Genomic DNA, 20,120 nt, shown 5'->3' on the forward strand with positions numbered 1-20,120 from the left:
CATTCATTCGTCTTTTGAACAACGATAGATCTTTATTCTACCAAATAAATAAGTGTATTCCAACTGGAACACACCCTTATGCTAAGAATAATAAACTGACTGCCATAAGTGCCATACCTGAAATTACACCATACATCGACATATGAGCTTCATCATATTTTCGAGCTGCCGGTAATAATTCATCTAACGATATAAACACCATTATACCAGCAACCATCGCGAAAATAATTCCAAACATCAAATCATTTAAGAATGGCATTAAGATAAGGATAGCAACAATTGCACCTAAAGGTTCAGCTAGGCCAGATAAGAATGAATATTTAAAAGCTTTTTTCCGATCACCGGTAGCATAGTATATTGGAACAGAAACAGCAATTCCTTCTGGGATATTATGAATCGCTACTGCAATTGCAATCGCTAAACCAATAGAAGGGTCATGTAATGTCGATACGAAAGTTGCAATTCCTTCTGGAAAATTATGAATGGCGAGTGCTAACGCTGTAAAAAGTCCCATTTTCATTAAATCTGGATCTCGTAAAGGTTGTTGCGGCTTCTCCATATCTTCTACTTTTTTCACTTCATGGGGATTTGTATATTTAGGAATAAATCGATCGATAAATCCAATTAATAACATTCCACCGAAAAAGGCTATGACAGTAAGCCAATATCCTTCCGTGTCGCCAAGATACGCAGTTAGTGAATCTTTCGCTTTAAAGAAGATATCAACCATCGATACATATATCATTACTCCTGCAGAAAGCCCTAAAGCAAATGACAAAAATTTCGTATTGGTGGTCTTAGCCATAAAGGCAATTAAACTCCCAACACCTGTTGCTAATCCCGCAAATAACGTAAGCAAGAATGCTATTAACATGCTATCCATCCATGATTCCCCCACATAGTTGTTCCACCTGTTTTGAAGATTAATTTTTAATTCATTATATACTGAAAAAAATAATTAGTCATTATACAATCTTCTTCACTTATATGTTATAAGCCTATTTTATGTTACTCAAATGAACTTATCCAAAAAGCTACATGAACGAATTTTTATCATTCATGTAGCTTTTATTTATCTATTCTTTTTCTTCTTTGGCTTTGTTTTTTTAGAAGATTGAACTACTTTTTTCGGTATTCGCTGTCTCTTTTTCTTTTTTGGACTGGCTTTACCAGAAGAAACTAATTCAAAATCAACTGTGTACTCATCTGTATTCACATCCACCACTTTAACATCTACTTCATCACCTACACGATAAACATTCGCAGTACGCTCACCAATCAGCGCTTGACTACGTTCATCAAAGTGGTAATAATCATCTGTTAAATAACTGACATGAATAAGACCTTCTACCGTATTTTCTAATTCAACAAACATACCAAAATTGGTAACTGAACTAATTAATCCTGTAAACTCTTCACCTATTTTGTCTTTCATATACTCTGCTTTTTTCAATTCATCCGTATCACGTTCCGCATCAACTGCTCTTCTTTCACGCTCTGAAGTATGTCTAGCAATTTCAGGCATACGAGATTTCCAATGTTTCAACGTTTTACTATCCATATTCTTTTCAATCAAGTATGTTCGAATTAATCGATGAACGATTAAATCTGGATAACGTCTAATTGGAGATGTGAAATGTGTATAGAAATCAGTTGCTAAGCCAAAATGTCCAATGCTTTGAGGATCATATTTAGCTTGCTGCATAGAACGTAACATTAATTTAGAAACAATCATCTCTTCTGGTTCCCCGCGAATAGAATCAATAACTTTCTGTAGTTCCTGAGGATGAATATCATCTGCTGTACCTTTAACAGAAATACCCAAACCTGCTAAAAAGTCAAAGAATTTTTCTAATTTCCCTTCATCTGGTTCTTCATGGATACGATGGATAAATGGTACATCCAACCAGTGAAAGTGCTCAGCAATAGTTTCATTCGCTGCAAGCATAAATTCTTCAATAAGTCGCTCAGCAACAGAGCGTTCTCTTATCGCTACATCGGTTGGTCTTCCCATATCATCTACTAGAACTTGAGCTTCTTTGAAATCAAAATCAATTGCACCACGGCCAAATCGTTTTTCTCTTAAGATAGAAGCTAATTTCTCCATTTCCTCAAACATCGGAACAAGTGGTTCATACTTGTTTCGTAGTTCTTCATCTTCATCTACCAGAATCTTATTCACATCACTATAAGTCATGCGTTCAGTTGAATGAATGACGCTTTGAAAAATTTCATGTTCTACTACCTGGCCTTGATGATTAATTTCCATTTCACAACCAAGCGTTAATCGATCAACTTTAGGATTTAACGAACATATTCCATTAGATAGTCGATGAGGTATCATTGGAATAACTCGATCAACTAAATAAACACTTGTTCCTCTTTCCAAAGCTTCACGGTCAATAGGAGAGTCCTCCTTTACGTAATGACTTACATCAGCAATATATACACCAAGTTTGTAATTACCGTTATCTAGTTTTTTAACTGTTACTGCGTCATCTAAGTCTTTTGCATCTGCGCCATCAATTGTAACGATTGTTTCATTTCGAAGATCTCTTCTCCCTTTTATCTCTTCTGGATGGATTTCTTCTGGTGTCTTTTGTGCCTGTTCTAGCACATCTTCAGGAAAATCAACTTGAATTCCATGTTTATGAATAATCGATAGAATATCAATTCCTGGATCATTTTTATGACCTAGAATATGAATAATTTCACCTTCAGCACTATTGCGGCCTTCGGGATACTTGGAGATGCGAGCTATTACCTTATGTCCCTGTACTGCTCCATGTGTATTTGCTTTAGGGATAAAAATATCACTTGGAATACGCTTATCGTCAGCTATAACAAATCCAAACGAACGGTTATCTTCATACGTACCCACTACTTGAATGACTGCTCTTTCTATAATACGAATGACTTTACCTTCTGGTCTTGCCCCCTCAGAATATGGTTTTTCTAAGCGAACTAACACTTTATCGCCATTCATTGCTGATCCCATATCATTTGCATGGATATATACATCTGTTGCATCCTCATCCTCAGGAATTAAGAATGCAAATCCTTTCGCGTGCATTTGAATGCTTCCTTTTACTAAATTCATCTTATCCGGTAGCCCAAATCTATTTTTCCTTGTTCGAACTAATTCTCCTTCAAGTTCTAATTCATTTAACGCCTTGATTAAATCTTTGAATTCATCTGCATTCTCAAGTTGAAATTCTTCCTCTATTTCTTGTACAGACAATGGTTTTGTCCCAGATTCTTTAAAATACTTTATAATTTGCTCTTTCATTCTTTCACCTTCTTTCATAATATTCTTTTCCTTTTTATTACCAATTTAAACTCTCTAGAAACTGATAAATATCTTCATGGAGCTGTTCTTTTTCTTTATCCATCGTTATTACATGTCCAGACTCTTCATACCATTTAATTTCTTTTTGGGAAGCTTCTATATTATCATAAATATAATTGGCACTGTCGGTATTAATCATTTTGTCATTTCTAGCCTGTACCACAAAAGTTGGTGTATAAATCATATCGATATTCGATTTTACTTCATTAATCGTCTTTGCTACACCTTTAAATAAGTCTTTGGATTTATCCATCAATTGATTCACTTCGTCTTCGATAACTTCTTTATCTTTCTTCTCCAATTGTTTAAATTCTGTAGAAAATTGACGGAACCCTTTTGTTAATTCCTCTTCATTATCAAAGAACATTGGAGAACACATAGTTACAATACCTTTAATTTTTTTTGAATAAGCTAATTTAAGTCCTAAAACCCCTCCCAAGGAAAGACCCGCAACTGCAATTTCTTCATATCCCAAATCTTTCAGATGATTATATGCAGCTTCCACATCTGCCCACCATTGTTCAGGGTTACTTTTAATTAATTCTTCAGGTGGTTGTCCATGTCCTCTATAAATTGGAGCATGAGAAGTATACCCTTTTTTCTCCAAAAATCTACCTAACATACGTACGTCTGCTGAATGACCTGTAAATCCATGTAGTAATAATACTGCTTTATCTCCTGCTTCAAATGTAAATGGCTCTGGTAACTTAATTTTCATTCTCTCTATCTCCTTTATCGTCTCTATTACTTTACCCGTTCTTCAAGGTTCTACAACGTAAAAATAAAAAATCCTTACCACATAAGTGATAAGGAATCGCTTCTTTATTGTAAAACGTAAGCTGCTAAAAAGGCTAATACAAAGAATAGAACACCTGTTACAATTGTAGAACGATGTAATACTAAATCTATTCCTCTTGCTTTTTGCTTACCAAATAATTGTTCTGCTCCTCCGGAAACGGCTCCTGATAACCCAGCACTTTTTCCAGATTGTAATAAAACAAGTGTAATCATCACAATAACATCAATAACAAGCAATACATTTATCACAGTAATCATGTGTTCCGACACCTCCTGTATCCGACAATACCTAACATATACTTTATCATATAATGGATTTATTTAGCAACATGAATTATTATATTATTTTAAACGTCGGTAATTTTAGCTCCATTTATTATGTAATTGAACCCATTAAGGAATAGATTCAATTCTATAAATTTTTTGTATGTTTTGCAATTATCATTACAGCGTCATAAAATATTAATATATATATTAACAATAGGAGGAAACTCATGGAACAATCCTATTATTTAACAATGCAAGATCAGACCAAACTACATGTAAAGCAATGGAATCCCAATACAAATCCAATTGGAATCATCCAAATTGCACATGGGATGGCTGAACACATCTCCCGCTATCAATATTTTGCAGAATACTTTATCAATGAAGGTTTTATTGTATTAGGAAATGATCATCGTGGTCATGGTAAAACCGGTGAACAACATGTTCAAGGTTTTTTCGCAGATGAAGATGGAAAAGCAATTGTCATTCAAGATATGTATGAAGTAATGCAAATAACTAAAAAGCATTACCCTTTTCTTCCTTACTATTTTGTCGGTCATAGTATGGGTTCATTTTTAATGCGAAATTTTATTCAAAAATACAGTGATTGCATCGATGGATTAATATTAACCGGTACGGGGCACTATCCAAGAATAACAAGTTTTTCGGGACGATTTCTAGCATCTCTACTCCCACCACATGATAAATCTAGGCTAATGAATTATTTAGCTTTCGGAAATAGTAATAGACGAATTCCTTCCCCAGCACATAAATATAGTTGGTTAACTAGAGATCTAGAACAAGCAGTTGCGTATGAAGACGATCCACTATCAGGATATATACCAACTGCTCGTTTCTTTTATGATCTACTTGATAGTATTCATTCCATGCTAAATCCTATTTTAAATTGTAACATTCGTAAAGATCTTCCTTTACTTTTACTAAGTGGGGATGCAGACCCTATTGGAAGATACGGAAAGGGTATTTGGAAAACTGCAAACATATACCATAAATTAGGATTGGGTAATATTACCATTAGCATCTTTGAAGATGGGCGACATGAATTATTTAATGATATATGTAGAGATGAAGCGTTTACAATGATAAATAGTTGGTTAAAAGCATATCTATAGGGATTCTATTAGTTGCACCATATAGGAAAAATGATTTAAAATATACAAGGATACAAAATACTACATACCCATGAAGAAAGGATGTTCAGCATGGCACAAAATATCGAAGGAATTGCAGCTTCTTCTGGCATTGCAATTGCTAAGGCATACGAACTAAAAACTCCTGATCTGTCATTCGAAAGAAGTAACATAGATGATCCAGCTAGTGAAATTACTCGCCTTGACAAAGCTTTAGAGATTTCTAAACAAGAACTTGAAAAAATCAAAGCGCATACACTCAAAGAAATTGGCGAGGAACACGCGGAAATCTTTTCTGCACATTTATTAGTTTTAAGTGATCCTGAACTGATAGGTCCAATGCAAGACAAAATTAACGAAGAGAGAATAAACGCTGAAGCTGCTTTAGATGAAGTAGCAACAATGTTTGTTGAAATGTTTAAAGCAATGGATAATGAATACATGAGAGAACGTGCAGCTGATATCCAAGACGTTACCAAGCGTGTGATGTCTCACCTTTTAGGTGTCACTTTCCCAGATCCTGCACTTATTGATGAGCAAGTAGTTGTTATTGCAGAAGATTTAACTCCATCGGATACTGCTCAACTAAATCGTGAATTTGTTAAAGGATTTGCAACTGATATTGGCGGTAGAACCTCTCACTCGGCAATAATGGCACGTTCACTAGAAATTCCTGCTGTTGTAGGCACAAAAAATATTACTTCATCCGTACAAAAAAATGATTTAATTATTGTAGATGGATTAGATGGAAATATCATAATTAATCCATCAGACGACGAAATACAAACATATAAACAAAAACAAGCAGATTTCGCCAAAAAACAACAAGAATGGGCAAAACTAAAAGATGAGCCTAGCTTTACGAAAGATGGTGAACAAGTTGAACTTGCCGCTAATATTGGTACTCCTGATGATGTTGAAGGAGTATTAAACAATGGCGGAGAAGGTGTAGGTTTATATAGAACAGAATTTTTATATATGGGTAAATCTGAACTTCCTTCTGAGGACGAGCAATTCGACGCTTATAAAGCAGTTTTAGAAAAGATGGATGGTAAACCTGTAGTAGTTCGTACTTTAGATGTAGGTGGAGATAAGGAAATTAGTTATTTAGATCTTCCAAAAGAGCTAAATCCTTTTCTAGGTTATCGTGCAATTCGTTTCTGCTTAGAGAATGAACATGTATTCCGTCCACAATTACGTGCATTACTTCGTGCTAGTGCTTATGGAAACTTGAAAATTATGTTTCCTATGATTGCTACAATTGAAGAGTTCCGTCAAGCTAAAGCTCTATTAATCGAAGAAAAAGAGTCCTTAAAAAATGATGGAATTGAAGTTTCTGATGATATAGAAATAGGAATTATGGTAGAAATCCCATCTACAGCTGTTATTGCAAAACAATTTGCAAAAGAAGTTGATTTCTTTAGTATCGGTACAAATGACTTGATTCAATACACAATGGCTGCAGATCGTATGAATGAGCAAGTCTCTTATCTATACCAGCCATATAACCCTGCAATTTTAAACTTAATTAATACGGTTATTGAAGCAGCCCATGCTGAAGATAAATGGGTAGGCATGTGCGGTGAAATGGCAGGAGATTCAATTGCTATTCCTTTATTAGTAGGGCTTGGTTTGGACGAGTTCAGTATGAGCGCAACTTCTATACTTCCTGCTAGAACACAATTACTAAACCTAAGTAAAAAAGAATTAGTAAAAGCAAAAGATCAATTCCTAGCAATGAGCACATCAGAAGAAGTAGTGGCATTTGTTAAGGAAATAATGGAATAAAAGATTAACGCTGATAGGTTCTCATCATACAAGTGAGAACCTATTTTTCATTTTTATATAACGACCGATCAAATTGACCACTCGACATAATTGTCATAAAATCGAAAAAGAATTGCTGATATTCCATTTGAAAAGCAATTTGATGGTTATTTGTCTCCGTAATAGCATAATATCCATCTTCATAGGGGCGTATATCGGCAATACTTTGTCCCCTCTCCTCACCTAACAATGATTGGACAATCATTATCGGTCTACTAAAATATTGAAACATATCTTTATTTTTTATAGCCATTAATACTAATACATCATGCATGGGACTTCCCATAATTGACGGATCTCTTTTTTTATAAAAATCATAGTAATAATCAATCATTGGCTTTACAATAGAAATTTGTCCGACCTGATCAATATAATTTACCATTTCAGGAGTAACTATTGCTTGATTTGATACATTAAGTGGTAAGATCGTCAGGTTAGTAGCAAAGCGCATCACTAATTGTGCGGCTACTGGATCACCGTGAAAATTGGCTTCAGCTACAGCTGTAATATTTCCAGGAACCCAAAATGCTCCCCCCATAATATAAATTCCTTTTACTTCTCCCATTAAATCTTCATATAATATAAATAATGTTGCTAAGTCGGTTAGCCTGCCAATATTAGCTATGTATATATCTTCATATTTTTCAATTATATCGATTATCTGTAAAAAGTTTTCAACTACCTCCGCATCATTTATAGGAGGAATAATCGGGCCCATACCGTACTCACCATGAATATCCGATACTTCTTTTGGTATTTCCCCTGTCATTGGACGCTGTGCACCCAATATTAATGGTACCTGTAGATCTTTATAATTTAATAGATCTTGTATGTAACTAATTGTATTTGTGGCTTTCTCACGACTTATATTTCCATATGATGCGACTACTGCAACAACTTCTATTTCTTCATCTAATGCGGCATAAATGAGCGTAATAATATCATCAATACCTATATCACCAAATAACAATACTTTCTTTACCATAATTACCCCCTTTGTTTAACTTATGCTTAAAAGTAGCAAACTTTCCTAAATTAGATATGAAGTATATAAAAAAACTACAATCAGAGTAATAACTCCAATTGTAGTTTTTTGACTTATTTGTTAGCTAAATTGTAGAAAGAAGCTAACCCACCATACTCACCCATACCAGCTAATTCATCTTCAATACGAAGTAGTTGGTTATATTTTGCTACACGATCAGTACGAGACGGTGCGCCTGTTTTGATTTGTCCAGCGTTTGTTGCTACTGCAATATCAGCAATTGTAACATCTTCAGTTTCACCAGATCGGTGAGAGATGACAGCTGTATAGCCAGCGCGTTTTGCCATTTCAATTGCTTCAAATGTTTCTGTTAGTGTTCCGATTTGGTTTACTTTAATTAAGATAGAGTTACCAATACCTTGGTCGATACCTTTAGAAAGTTTATTCGTATTTGTTACGAACAAGTCATCTCCAACTAATTGAACTTTATCACCAAGACGATCAGTTAGGATTTTGAAACCATCCCAGTCATTTTCATCTAATCCATCTTCAATAGAGATTATTGGGTATTTAGAAATCATTTCTTCATACCAGTCTACCATTTCTTCAGAAGAACGAACAACGCCTTCACCTTTAAGGTTATACTTACCATCACTGTAGATTTCAGAAGCAGCTACGTCCATAGCAAGTTTCACTTCTTCTCCTGGCTTGTAACCAGCAGCTTCAATTGCTTCTACAATGGTTTGTAAAGCTTCTTCATTAGAGCCTAAGTTCGGAGCAAATCCACCTTCATCACCTACAGCAGTGTTATAGCCTTTAGAACTTAGTACTTTTTTCAATGCATGGAAAATTTCTGCACCGGTACGTAATGCTTCTTTAAATGTTGGAGCACCAACAGGCATAATCATAAACTCTTGTATGTCTACGTTGTTGTCTGCATGTTCTCCACCATTTAAAATGTTCATCATTGGTGTTGGTAGTGTTTTGGCATTGAATCCACCTAAATAGTTGTATAAAGGTACTTCTAAATAACTTGCTGCTGCATGTGCTGCTGCCATGGATACTCCAAGGATTGCGTTCGCACCTAATTTACCTTTATTTTCAGTTCCATCTAAATCGATCATTAAAGCATCAATAATGTTTTGACGAGTAACATCGATACCAATAAGTTCAGGAGCAATTACTTCATTTACATTTTCGACTGCTTTTTGAACTCCTTTACCTAAATAACGATCTTTGTCACCGTCACGAAGTTCTACTGCTTCGTACTCACCAGTTGAAGCTCCGCTTGGTACAATTGCAGAACCAAACGCTCCTGACTCTGTAAAAATTTCTACCTCAATTGTTGGATTACCTCTTGAATCTAGGACTTCTCTTGCATAAACATCTGTAATATATGGCATATTATTCTCTCCTTAATGATTAATTATTTTTTAATAAGACTATTTCCTGTCATTTCTTTCGGTTTATCTACACCTAACAAATCAAGTAGTGTTGGAGATAAATCTGCTAAGATTCCACCATCACGTAACTCTATATCATCTTTGGTCACAATAACAGGTACTGGATTTGTTGTATGAGCAGTCATTGGTTTATCTTCCAAAGTGATAACTTCATCGGAATTACCATGGTCTGCAGTTATAATTGCATGACCACCCAATTCAGTAATTTTTTCAATTACTTTACCTAAACATTCATCCACTGCTTCAATAGCATCGATAGTCGGTTGTAATTTTCCTGAATGCCCAACCATATCTGGGTTGGCAAAATTCAAGATAATTGCATTTTGTTCTCCTTTATCTAATTCCTCTATTAGTGCATCAGTAACTTCATACGCACTCATCTCAGGTTTTAGATCATAGGTTGCGACTTTGGGCGAGTCAATTAGAATACGCTTTTCACCAGGAAATTCTTTTTCACGTCCACCACTCATAAAGAAAGTGACATGTGGATATTTTTCCGTTTCTGCAATACGTAATTGGTTTAAGTTGTTTTGTGCTAAAACTTCTCCAATGGTATTATCTAAATTTACTGGTTGATAGGCAACATATCCATCTACTGTTTCACTAAAGTTGGTCAACATAACGAAGTCTAGTTTTTTTGGAGCTTTATCTCCTCGATCAAAGTCACGGAAATCCTCATTCGCAAATGTTCTAGAAATTTGGATTGCACGATCTGGACGGAAATTATAGAAGATAATAGAATCTTCATCCTTGATCGTAGCCACAGGTTCATCATTTTCATCTGTAATTACAGATGGAATTACAAACTCATCATAAATTTCATTATCATAGTTGTCATCTACAACTTCTTGAGCGCTCTTATATGATGGACCCTCACCATATACCATTGCATCATAACATTTCTTCACACGATCCCAACGCTTGTCACGATCCATGGAATAGTAACGACCAGAAATGGTAGCGAATTGACCAACTCCTAATTCGTCCATCACAGCTTGTGTTTCTTTGATATATTTGTTTGCTGTTTTCGGTCCAACATCACGACCGTCTAAGAACGCATGTACAAATACATTCTCTAAACCGTGTTTCTTCGCTAAACGCAGCAATGCGAATAGATGATTAATATGACTATGCACCCCACCATCAGATAATAATCCAAATAGGTGAAGCGCTTTGTCATTTTTCTTTGCATGTTCTACTGATTTGATAAATGCATCAATCTCGTAGAAGTCACCTTCGTCGATGGACACATTCACACGAGTAAGACTTTGATATACAATACGGCCAGCACCAATGTTCAAATGTCCAACTTCAGAATTACCCATTTGTCCATCTGGTAATCCAACAGCTTTTCCAGAAGCCTCAAGCTGATTATGCGCATATTGATTCCAATAACGGTCAAAATTAGGAGTTTTTGCTTGTTTGACTGCATTTCCTTTTACTTCATCACGAATCGCGAATCCATCAAGAATGATTAATGCAGCTAATTTTTCTTGACTCATTTTGTACCTGCCTCCACTAATTGTAGGAATGATTCAGGATCGAGACTTGCTCCCCCAACTAATGCTCCATCAATATCAGATTGAGCTAATAACTCATCTACATTAGCAGGTTTTACACTCCCGCCATATTGAATAATTACTTTTTCAGCTATTTCTGTTGAAGTTACTTCAGCTACAACTTTACGGATTTCAGTGCAAACTTCATTCGCTTGTTCACTTGTAGCTGTTTTTCCTGTACCGATTGCCCATACTGGTTCATAAGCAATAATAGTTTCAGCAACTTGTTCATTTGAAAGACCAGCAACTGCTTGCTTTACTTGTTCTCCAACAATGTTCATTGTTTCATTTGCTTCACGTTGATCCAGTGTTTCGCCCACACAAACAATTGGGGTTAGGTCATGAGCAAATGCTGCTTTCGTTTTCTTATTTACTAATTCGTCAGTTTCAGCAAATAGTTCTCTTCTTTCTGAATGACCAAGTACAACATGTGTTACACCTAAATCTTTCAACATCACTGGGCTAACTTCTCCAGTAAAAGCACCAGAATCTTCAAAATGCATGTTTTGCGCAGCTACCTTTACTTCTGATCCCTTCGCTTGTTCTACTAATTTTGGTAAGAAAGGGAATGGTGCACATACAATTGCTTCTACATTTCCTTTTGGAGCTTTTGGTACTATCAAATCCATAAATTCTCCTGCTTCAGATAGTACTTTATTCATTTTCCAGTTACCAGCAATTACTTTTTTACGCATCGAATCACCTCTGTTAGTAATAATTATTATTTATCATTTAGAGCAGCTAATCCAGGAAGTACTTTTCCTTCCATGAATTCTAATGATGCTCCCCCACCTGTAGATACATGGTCCATATCTTCAGCAAGATCGAATTTTTCAACTGCCGCTGCAGAATCGCCACCACCTATTATGGAGTAACCTTCTGTAGTTGCTAGTGCTTCTGCTACAGCTTTTGTACCACCTGCGAATGCATTTAATTCAAATACTCCCATTGGTCCGTTCCATATAACAAGTTTAGACTCTTTTACGATACTACTATATTTTTCTCTAGTTTTTGTTCCAATATCTAAAGCTTCCCAGTCAGAAGGAATTTTATCAATGTCTACAATTTTCGTATTGGCATCTTCTGAGAAATCATCTGCTACAACCGCATCTACTGGTAATACAAAGTTCACGCCTTTTTCTTTTGCTTTGTTCATAAATTGTTTAGCTAAATCAATCTTATCCTCTTCTAAAAGTGATTTTCCAATTTCGTGGCCTTGTGCTTTAATGAACGTGTAAGCAAGACCACCACCAATAATTAGATTATCCACTTTATCTAATAGATTATCGATAACACTAATTTTATCTTTTACTTTCGCACCACCAATGATTGCTGTAAATGGGCGTTCTGGATTTTCAAGAGCATTTCCCAATGCTTCAATTTCTTTTTCCATTAATTGGCCTGCTGCTGCTGGCAATTTTTCTGCTATACCAGTTGTAGAGGCATGCGCACGATGGGCAGCACCAAAAGCATCATTCACATAAAGGTCTGCCATGTCAGCAAATGCTTCTACTAATGCAGGATCATTTTTTTCTTCTCCAGCTTCAAAGCGAACGTTCTCTATTAATAGAACACCACCGTTTTCTAACTCACTGATTGCCTGATGTACTTCATCACCATACACTTGATCTGTTTTCAATACTTCTTTACCTAATAGATCACTAAGTCTTCTAGCAACAGGGTCTAAACGTAGTTCTTCCACAACCGTTCCTTTTGGACGCCCTAAATGACTCGCTAAAATCACTTTTGCACCTTGTTTTGTTAATTGCTCAATTGTAGGTAGTGCAGCGCGAATACGCGTATCATCTGTGATTTCACCATCTTTTAAAGGAACATTGAAGTCTACACGTGTAAATACTCGTTTTCCTTCAACTTGTAGATCGTTAATTGTTTTTTTGTTCAAGATAATCCCTCCTAATACTGGATTATGTAATACATAATCATCCATGACCAAGCAATATTATACCATGTAACAGTCATTTTAAATCAATACTATTAAAATGGAAAATGGAGGAGGAAACCATTCCCTCCTCCAATATCCTTTCGTTCGAAGAGAATAAACTGTTTCTGCGAACGAATAATTCTATTAAAGTCCTTTGCTGTTCATAAAGATTGCTAAGTCGATACAACGAGCAGAATAACCCATTTCGTTGTCATACCAAGATACAACTTTAACTAAGTTATCTTCCATTACAATTGTAGACAATGCATCGAAGATAGAAGAATGGTTATTACCTACTATATCAGAAGATACAAGTGGTTCTTCTGTATACTCTAAGATACCTTTTAATGGACCTTGAGCTGCTTCTTTCATTGCATTGTTAACGTCCTCGATAGTAACGTTTTTATCTAATTCAGCAACTAAGTCTGTTAATGAACCGTCTGGAGTTGGTACACGTACTGCATTACCATTTAATTTACCATTAAGCTCAGGTAATACAAGTCCTACTGCTTTTGCAGCTCCAGTTGAAGTTGGGATAATGTTTTCAGCTGCTGCACGAGCACGACGGTAATCTTTGTGTGGTAAATCTAAGATTTGCTGATCGTTTGTATAAGAGTGGATAGTAGTCATTAAACCACGCTTAATACCAAAGTTATCATTTAATACTTTTGCAAATGGTGCTAAACAGTTTGTAGTACAAGAAGCATTAGATACTACGTTGTGCTCACTTGGATCATATTGATCATCGTTAACACCCATAACAATTGTTAAATCTTCACCTTTAGCTGGTGCAGAGATAATTACTTTTTTAGCTCCTGCTTGAATATGCTTCTCAGCATCTTCTTTGTTTGTGAAGCGACCAGTAGATTCAATAACGATATCAACACCAAGGTCTCCCCATCCAAGATCAGCAGGGTCACGTTCTGATAATACTTTAATTTCTTTACCATCAATTACAAGGTTAGAACCATTTACTGTTACTTCTTCTTGTAATTTTCCGTGTACAGAATCATATTTTAATAAGTGTGCAAGCATGTTAGCATCTGTTAAATCATTAATAGCAACAACTTCTACTTCATTATTTTTTAGAGACTGACGAAATACGTTACGTCCAATTCTACCAAAACCATTAATACCAATTTTTACTGCCATGTATAATTCCTCCTAGAATTTTTATTGAATTATATATATAAAGAGGTTACCCTCTTAATATCTCTTCCGCTGCACCTTGATCGGTGATTAAGATATTACTTTTCGCCTGTTTGAAATAAGAGACGATTGCTTTTGCCTTTGAACTACCACCAGCTACCGTTATAACCTGTTTCGAGTCATCAATATCTTGGAGTTGTATTCCTACCGTTTTAACTTTATAAATTACATTTCCATATTCGTCAAAATAATAACCAAATGCTTCGCCTACTGCGTTCTTCTCTTTTAATAGCTGCATTACTTCTTGAGAAGATCGCCTACGCTCAGCCATTTTCAATGCATCTCCAACTCCATGCAGAACAATATTCGAAGACTTTATAACTTCTAAAGCTTCCATAACATGTGGTTCTTTCATGATTGTTTCATATGTCGAATCACTTATAGGATCAGGTACATATAACATGCGATAATCACCGTCTGTTTTACGAGCCATTTCTGATACGATTCTCGAAGCCTGATTCTCTACTTTTTCTCCTATACCACCTCGGGCAGGAACAAAAAGTACTTGTTTATCTTTCGTTAGAGGAGTCATCGCATCCGCTACAGCAGCAATTGTACTACCACCCGTTACAGCTATCGTATTATTAGAAGTAAGTTTCTTTCGTAAATACGATACTGCAGCTTTACCCATCTCTGTTTTTATGGAGGCACGCTGATCACTATCTCCAGGTACCACAATAACGGATTCTACTGATAATATTTCCTTTATTCTTTTTTCTAAAACATGGAGTCCACTTATTTCTCCAATCATTGCTGCTAATTGTCCCAGTACTACTTTGCCCTCTTTAGTAATAAACATTCCTTTTGTTGTAATTTCTACCAAACCTTGGGCATGCAAAAAATCTATTTCGCTACGCACATGTCTTTCTGTTAAATTAGTATTCTCCGCCAAAGCACGTCGACCTATAGGCTGTAATAACTCGACACTTTGAAGCAAAGAATAACGCTCTTTCATTACATGCACCAGCTCTGGAACAAGTCTTTTTTGTAACTCAATGATGGAATCCATCTACTAGCACTCCCTTCACCGGGATGAAATATGTCCCGCGTGGTTACATTATGTCCCGATGACAACTTTATTATATCATAATCTAACTCGAATTCAATCGAAAAGCTTTATATATTATTTCCTAAAAACAAATAGCTTAAAATACTTTTTTTCAGAAGCTACTACTTCTCCATACGTAAAACCTCAATAAGTGTAGATATCGTTCTTCCTCTTCTGAATACTCGTACCACAGAGGCATGAACTAATGCCCTTAGATAGAATTGGACATCATAAGTATTTTATCACCCACTCCATCAGATATTATTAAAATAAAAGTGTTATTCTCAGGTACAACTAGGCTAAAAAAGCTCTTACCTAAATAGCAAATTTATTTTCGCTTTGCCATTTAAATAAAAGCTTCAAATTGAATGGTTTATTTATTTGAATTAATTTCATAATAAGAATTATAATTCATAATGTATAACATCTAAATGGTTCGCTATTGATTTCCATTGCAGACGGTGCATTTCAGCAGGCACCGATTTTTAGCTATCTTTAAAAAAAGAACACAATTTCTGATTGGATCTTCAGTTCGTGCTGTTACTGTAGGAGTTGCTGTCTTCCATTCCAAAGCCAAGTTGAGCTATAATCCGATCAATAATATATACCTATTACTGTAAATGAAACTTGGTTATTAAAAAAATTCACCCATTTAATAAGCGATCAATATCTTCTATATTTAGTTGTTCGCCGAAAAGTTCTATTTGATTATATTGAATCACTGGAATCATTAATTGATATTTTTCGAGTAGGTCATCAGAAGAGTATATATTTTTTTTTATAATTGGAATGTCTTTTTTATTTAGCATTATTAATAACTCTTCCGCTTCCACACATAGTGGACAATTTTCCTTTGTATAGAAAAATATGTATTTATTTTTCATTATTGTTAGCTCCTTTTCGTTTAACAGACGAAGGAATTTGCAGCTCGTCTCGGTATTTCATAATCGTTCTACGTGCAATTTTAATCTGATAACGCTCTTCCATCAATTGTTTTATTTTTTCATCTGATAGCGGTCTACTCTTATCTTCAAGATTTATTAATTCTTTAAGTATATGCTTAATCACTATAGAAGCAACTCCAGCTCCTTTTTGTACCTCACGTTGTAGAAAATATTTTAACGGTATTACACCATGAACTGTTTGAACATACTTCTGACGGATAGCACGACTAATCGTTGATATGTGAAGATCCAATTGTGCAGAGAGCTCACTCAATGTTAATGGTTTTAACATTTTGGGACCAGTTTCAAAAAATGGTAGCTGTTTCTCTACTATTATCCGTAACACTTTCTCCAAAGTAGAGCTACGATAATCTAACGCCTGTTGCAGCATCTCTACCTCTTTTTGTTTTTTCTTCACAAATGAAGCAGCCTCTCCTTTTAAATCTTGATTATTATACTGATTATTTATTTGTATTGCAGGTGAGGACCAGTTAAAAAAAGATATTTTCCACTCTGTATCTTCCTTATAAATAGAGGCTTCGGGTATAATAAATTCTGTTTTAGTCGGTGTTAAAAGTTTTCCTGGTTTTGGATGACATAATTTAATCGATTCAATTAATTTTTGTGCTTTTTCTTCGGTAATCTCATAATTCAAGGAAATTTGATATGAATTTTCTTCTGCAAGTAATGCGATATCTTCACTCATTAGCGTTGATATATAAGGAGCATCAATATTCATTTGCTTTAATTGAAGTTGAATACATTCTGTAAGATCCCGAGCACCAATCCCTGCTGGCTCTAATAATTGAATATATGATAATGCTCGTTTAACTGTAGTTAATTCTACTTTACAGTAATCTGCCCAATCTTCCATAGCTATATCTAAATAACCATCCTCATTTAATGAATCAATCCCAAAAATAATTACTGGTAATAAAGATTTATCCTTTATATCTAATACATAAAGATTGGACTTTAATTGATCATATAATGTTAGTTCGGCTGTATTCATTTCATCAATAGAATAATCTGTTTTCCTAAATTGGGAGATGAGCTCTTTATCTATAGGTTGGACCTCTTCAATAAGTGGATTCTCTTCAGCAACTTGTTTCATATAATCATAAAGTTCCATCCCAGTTAATTGTAAAATTTCAATTGATTGATATAAAGACTGATTCATCTTCCACTGTAATGATTGATTTAATACAAGTCTTTGCTTCAACTCATCTCACCCCTTTTTTCTACTTCTATTTTGCCACTGCTTATCGTTTCTGTCACGTTCATTGCTGATTCTAAACAACCGTTCGAGTTATATAAGTCCAATAAAATGAAAAGGCTTACATTATATTCTACACCTGATTAATAAAAAAACCAATCTACTCTTGATAGTTAAATCATAGAGTAAATCGGTTTTAAAAACTGCTTAAGAATAAAATTTCGCTTTACCATGCATCGAAAAACAGCTATACACCATAGAGAAAGAAAATGGTCTATATCTCTAATTAGTTTCATAGACAATTAGTTTCCGCGATAACCTGTGTTTGCTCGAACCTTAACTTCTGCATATCTCGCTGAATCCAATTCTTTTGAAAGAATGGTTCCAAGGAATCCACCTAAGAAACCGACAGGAACAGATATTAATGCAGGATTTGTTAATGGAAATATTGGTTCTCCAACAAAAATTGCACTTCCGTCTAAAGCAAATACATTCGGGCTCATAGAAACTAAAATTATCGCCGTTAATAATCCTGATAACATTGCAGTAACTGCACCAGTCGTATTAAAACGTCTCCAATATATGGTATAAAGTATTACTGGTAAGTTTGCACTTGCGGCTACACAAAAAGCTAAAGATACGAGAAATGCCACATTTAGTGATTGGGCAAATAGTGAAAGTAGTATCGAAAAAACTGATACACCTAAAGATGCCCATTTCGCTGCTAACATCTGCTGTCTATCCGAAGCTTTCCCTTTTTTAATTATTTGACCATAAATATCATGAGCAAATGCAGAAGCACCTGACAGTACTAAACCTGCTACAACAGCTAATATAGTAGCGAACGCTACTGCTGCAACAAATGACATTAATAGATCTCCACCTAAAGCTTCTGCGAGAAGAGGTGCTGCCATGTTTCCAGCAGGATTTGCCTGAAGTATATTGCTTTCTCCAACAAATGCTGCTGCACCAAACCCTAAGAATATTGTAAGAATATAAAATATCCCAACCACCCAGGTAGCTGTCACTACGGATGAACGTGCTGTTTTTGCATCTTTCACGGTAAAAAATCTCATTAAAATATGAGGTAACCCCGCCGTCCCTAGAACCAAAGCCAACATTAATGATATCGTATCTAATGGAACGGTATATTGTAAGCCTGGTTGTAGATAGGCTTCACCATGACTAGTTACTGTTTTCACCTCTGAGAACATCTGAAAAATATCAAAGTTAAATTTCATTAACACTAAAAATGCAATAATCACCGTTCCTAACATTAATAGTACTGCTTTTATAATTTGAACCCAACTAGTTGCAGTCATGCCACCAAATAGTACATAGATAGTCATCATGACTCCGACTATTAAAACTGCTATCCAATAATCAATACCAAATAATAATTGAATAAGTGCACCAGCACCTACTAATTGTGCAATCATATAAAAGATAACAATGGTAATCGAACTAATCGCTGCGACAGCTCGTACTTTTTTAGCATCGAACCTTGAATTAATCATATCTGCCAATGTGTACTTGCCTAGATTACGTAAAGGCTCTGCCACTAGGAACATAACTACTAAATATGCAATTAAAAATCCAATACTATAAAAAAAACCATCAAAACCGTATAAAGCGATAGCCCCTGCAATACCTAGAAAAGATGCTGCGGATAAATAATCTCCGGCTATTGCTAGTCCATTTTGCCACCCTGTTAAACCACCGCCAGCTGTGTAAAAATCACCAGTTGATTGGGTCCGCTTTGCCGCGAAATATGTAATCACTAATGTCAGTGATACAATTGCTAGAAATAAAATGACCACAATTAAGTTCATTTAACTACCTCTCCCCTTCTATTTCTTCTTGGATGATTTCATCAGCTTGTTTATCAAATTTTGCAGATTTTTTCACATAAACGATACAAAGCATCCACGTCATTACAAATTGTGCAAAAGCAAAAATCCACGCCCATGAAATATCGCCTATAGCGGATCGATTAAGTATCGTGCTATAAGAAGTCATAATGGGTAAGGCAAAATAAAATACTAAGAAAAAAATAGTAAGTGGGATAATAAATTTCTTTCGTTGATTAATTAATTCTCTAAACTTTTTACTCTCAGCAACCCTTTTAAAATCAGTATTCTTTTTGTAATCGCTTTCAACTTTTGTCGGCAAACGTGTTCCCCTCCTTTATAAATGGATATAAATGCAAGAAATTTCTTTAAATACATAATAAAATAATAAGAACAAAAATTCAATCTATTAAATAAAAGTATTCTAAAATTAAGAATATAGTCTTTATATTTATTAACGTTAATAGTACATTATTAGGCATTTATTACCTAATAACGTAGACTTATTACTA

17 protein-coding genes are annotated in these 20,120 nt (G+C 35.1%); 2 read left to right on the top strand and 15 right to left on the bottom strand.

Annotation, left to right across the window (positions count from 1 at the left end):
• Window positions 1-76: 76 nt before the first annotated feature.
• The 4 genes from zupT to secG all read right to left on the bottom strand — a co-directional run bounded on the left by zupT (window position 77) and on the right by secG (window position 4,405).
• Window positions 77-883, bottom strand: a complete 807-nt coding sequence (gene zupT, locus C794_RS13200; RefSeq protein ID WP_026133806.1) for a zinc transporter ZupT — start codon at window positions 881-883, stop codon at window positions 77-79.
• A 189-nt stretch (window positions 884-1,072) separates the two neighbouring features.
• Window positions 1,073-3,289 (bottom strand): ribonuclease R, encoded by a 2,217-nt coding sequence (rnr, locus tag C794_RS13205; protein ID WP_175618777.1) that lies wholly within the window; start codon window positions 3,287-3,289, stop codon window positions 1,073-1,075.
• A 37-nt stretch (window positions 3,290-3,326) separates the two neighbouring features.
• Entirely contained in the window at window positions 3,327-4,067 is a 741-nt protein-coding gene (locus C794_RS13210) for an alpha/beta hydrolase (RefSeq protein ID WP_017797618.1), read from the bottom strand.
• Window positions 4,068-4,171: 104 nt separating this feature from the next.
• A complete protein-coding gene (secG, locus tag C794_RS13215; RefSeq protein WP_017797619.1) occupies window positions 4,172-4,405 on the bottom strand; it encodes a preprotein translocase subunit SecG in 234 nt (77 codons plus the stop codon).
• 236 nt (window positions 4,406-4,641) lie between these two features.
• Here secG and C794_RS13220 point away from each other — a divergent pair, with 236 nt between their 5' ends.
• A complete protein-coding gene (locus C794_RS13220) occupies window positions 4,642-5,547 on the top strand; it encodes an alpha/beta fold hydrolase (RefSeq protein ID WP_017797620.1) in 906 nt (301 codons plus the stop codon).
• Window positions 5,548-5,637: 90 nt separating this feature from the next.
• Complete coding sequence (gene ptsP / locus C794_RS13225; protein WP_017797621.1) at window positions 5,638-7,353, top strand: phosphoenolpyruvate--protein phosphotransferase; 1,716 nt, start codon at window positions 5,638-5,640, stop codon at window positions 7,351-7,353.
• 40 nt (window positions 7,354-7,393) lie between these two features.
• On the opposite strand, the gene C794_RS13230 is transcribed toward ptsP, so the two are convergent.
• The 11 genes from C794_RS13230 to C794_RS13280 all read right to left on the bottom strand — a co-directional run bounded on the left by C794_RS13230 (window position 7,394) and on the right by C794_RS13280 (window position 19,930).
• Window positions 7,394-8,377 carry a nucleoside hydrolase gene (locus tag C794_RS13230; RefSeq protein ID WP_017797622.1) on the bottom strand — a complete coding sequence of 328 codons (984 nt, stop codon included), beginning with the start codon at window positions 8,375-8,377 and terminating at the stop codon, window positions 7,394-7,396.
• Window positions 8,378-8,490: 113 nt separating this feature from the next.
• Window positions 8,491-9,780 (bottom strand): phosphopyruvate hydratase, encoded by a 1,290-nt coding sequence (gene eno, locus C794_RS13235; protein WP_017797623.1) that lies wholly within the window; start codon window positions 9,778-9,780, stop codon window positions 8,491-8,493.
• A 23-nt stretch (window positions 9,781-9,803) separates the two neighbouring features.
• Window positions 9,804-11,342 (bottom strand): 2,3-bisphosphoglycerate-independent phosphoglycerate mutase, encoded by a 1,539-nt coding sequence (gpmI, locus tag C794_RS13240; RefSeq protein ID WP_017797624.1) that lies wholly within the window; start codon window positions 11,340-11,342, stop codon window positions 9,804-9,806.
• Window positions 11,339-12,094, bottom strand: a complete 756-nt coding sequence (gene tpiA, locus C794_RS13245; RefSeq protein WP_017797625.1) for a triose-phosphate isomerase — start codon at window positions 12,092-12,094, stop codon at window positions 11,339-11,341. Before tpiA ends, gpmI begins: the two co-directional genes overlap by 4 nt.
• Window positions 12,095-12,120: 26 nt before the next feature.
• Window positions 12,121-13,302 (bottom strand): phosphoglycerate kinase, encoded by a 1,182-nt coding sequence (locus tag C794_RS13250; RefSeq protein ID WP_017797626.1) that lies wholly within the window; start codon window positions 13,300-13,302, stop codon window positions 12,121-12,123.
• A gap of 183 nt (window positions 13,303-13,485) precedes the next feature.
• Window positions 13,486-14,493: a type I glyceraldehyde-3-phosphate dehydrogenase gene (gap, locus tag C794_RS13255; RefSeq protein WP_017797627.1), complete on the bottom strand. Its 1,008-nt coding sequence runs from the start codon at window positions 14,491-14,493 to the stop codon at window positions 13,486-13,488.
• Between the two features lie 46 nt (window positions 14,494-14,539).
• Complete coding sequence (locus tag C794_RS13260) at window positions 14,540-15,559, bottom strand: sugar-binding transcriptional regulator (protein ID WP_017797628.1); 1,020 nt, start codon at window positions 15,557-15,559, stop codon at window positions 14,540-14,542.
• 683 nt (window positions 15,560-16,242) lie between these two features.
• Window positions 16,243-16,482 carry a glutaredoxin family protein gene (locus C794_RS13265; protein ID WP_017797629.1) on the bottom strand — a complete coding sequence of 80 codons (240 nt, stop codon included), beginning with the start codon at window positions 16,480-16,482 and terminating at the stop codon, window positions 16,243-16,245.
• Window positions 16,472-17,764 carry an RNA polymerase factor sigma-54 gene (gene rpoN / locus C794_RS13270; RefSeq protein ID WP_017797630.1) on the bottom strand — a complete coding sequence of 431 codons (1,293 nt, stop codon included), beginning with the start codon at window positions 17,762-17,764 and terminating at the stop codon, window positions 16,472-16,474. The genes C794_RS13265 and rpoN overlap by 11 nt, the downstream gene beginning before the upstream one ends.
• Before the next feature lie 296 nt (window positions 17,765-18,060).
• Window positions 18,061-19,590 (bottom strand): solute symporter family protein, encoded by a 1,530-nt coding sequence (locus C794_RS13275; protein WP_017797631.1) that lies wholly within the window; start codon window positions 19,588-19,590, stop codon window positions 18,061-18,063.
• Between the two features lie 4 nt (window positions 19,591-19,594).
• Window positions 19,595-19,930, bottom strand: coding sequence for a DUF485 domain-containing protein (locus C794_RS13280; RefSeq protein WP_017797632.1), 336 nt, complete (start codon window positions 19,928-19,930; stop codon window positions 19,595-19,597).
• Between the last annotated feature and the right edge of the window lie 190 nt (window positions 19,931-20,120).

The sequence above is a fragment of the Oceanobacillus kimchii X50 genome (assembly GCF_000340475.1).
GTDB lineage: Bacteria > Bacillota > Bacilli > Bacillales > Amphibacillaceae > Oceanobacillus > Oceanobacillus kimchii.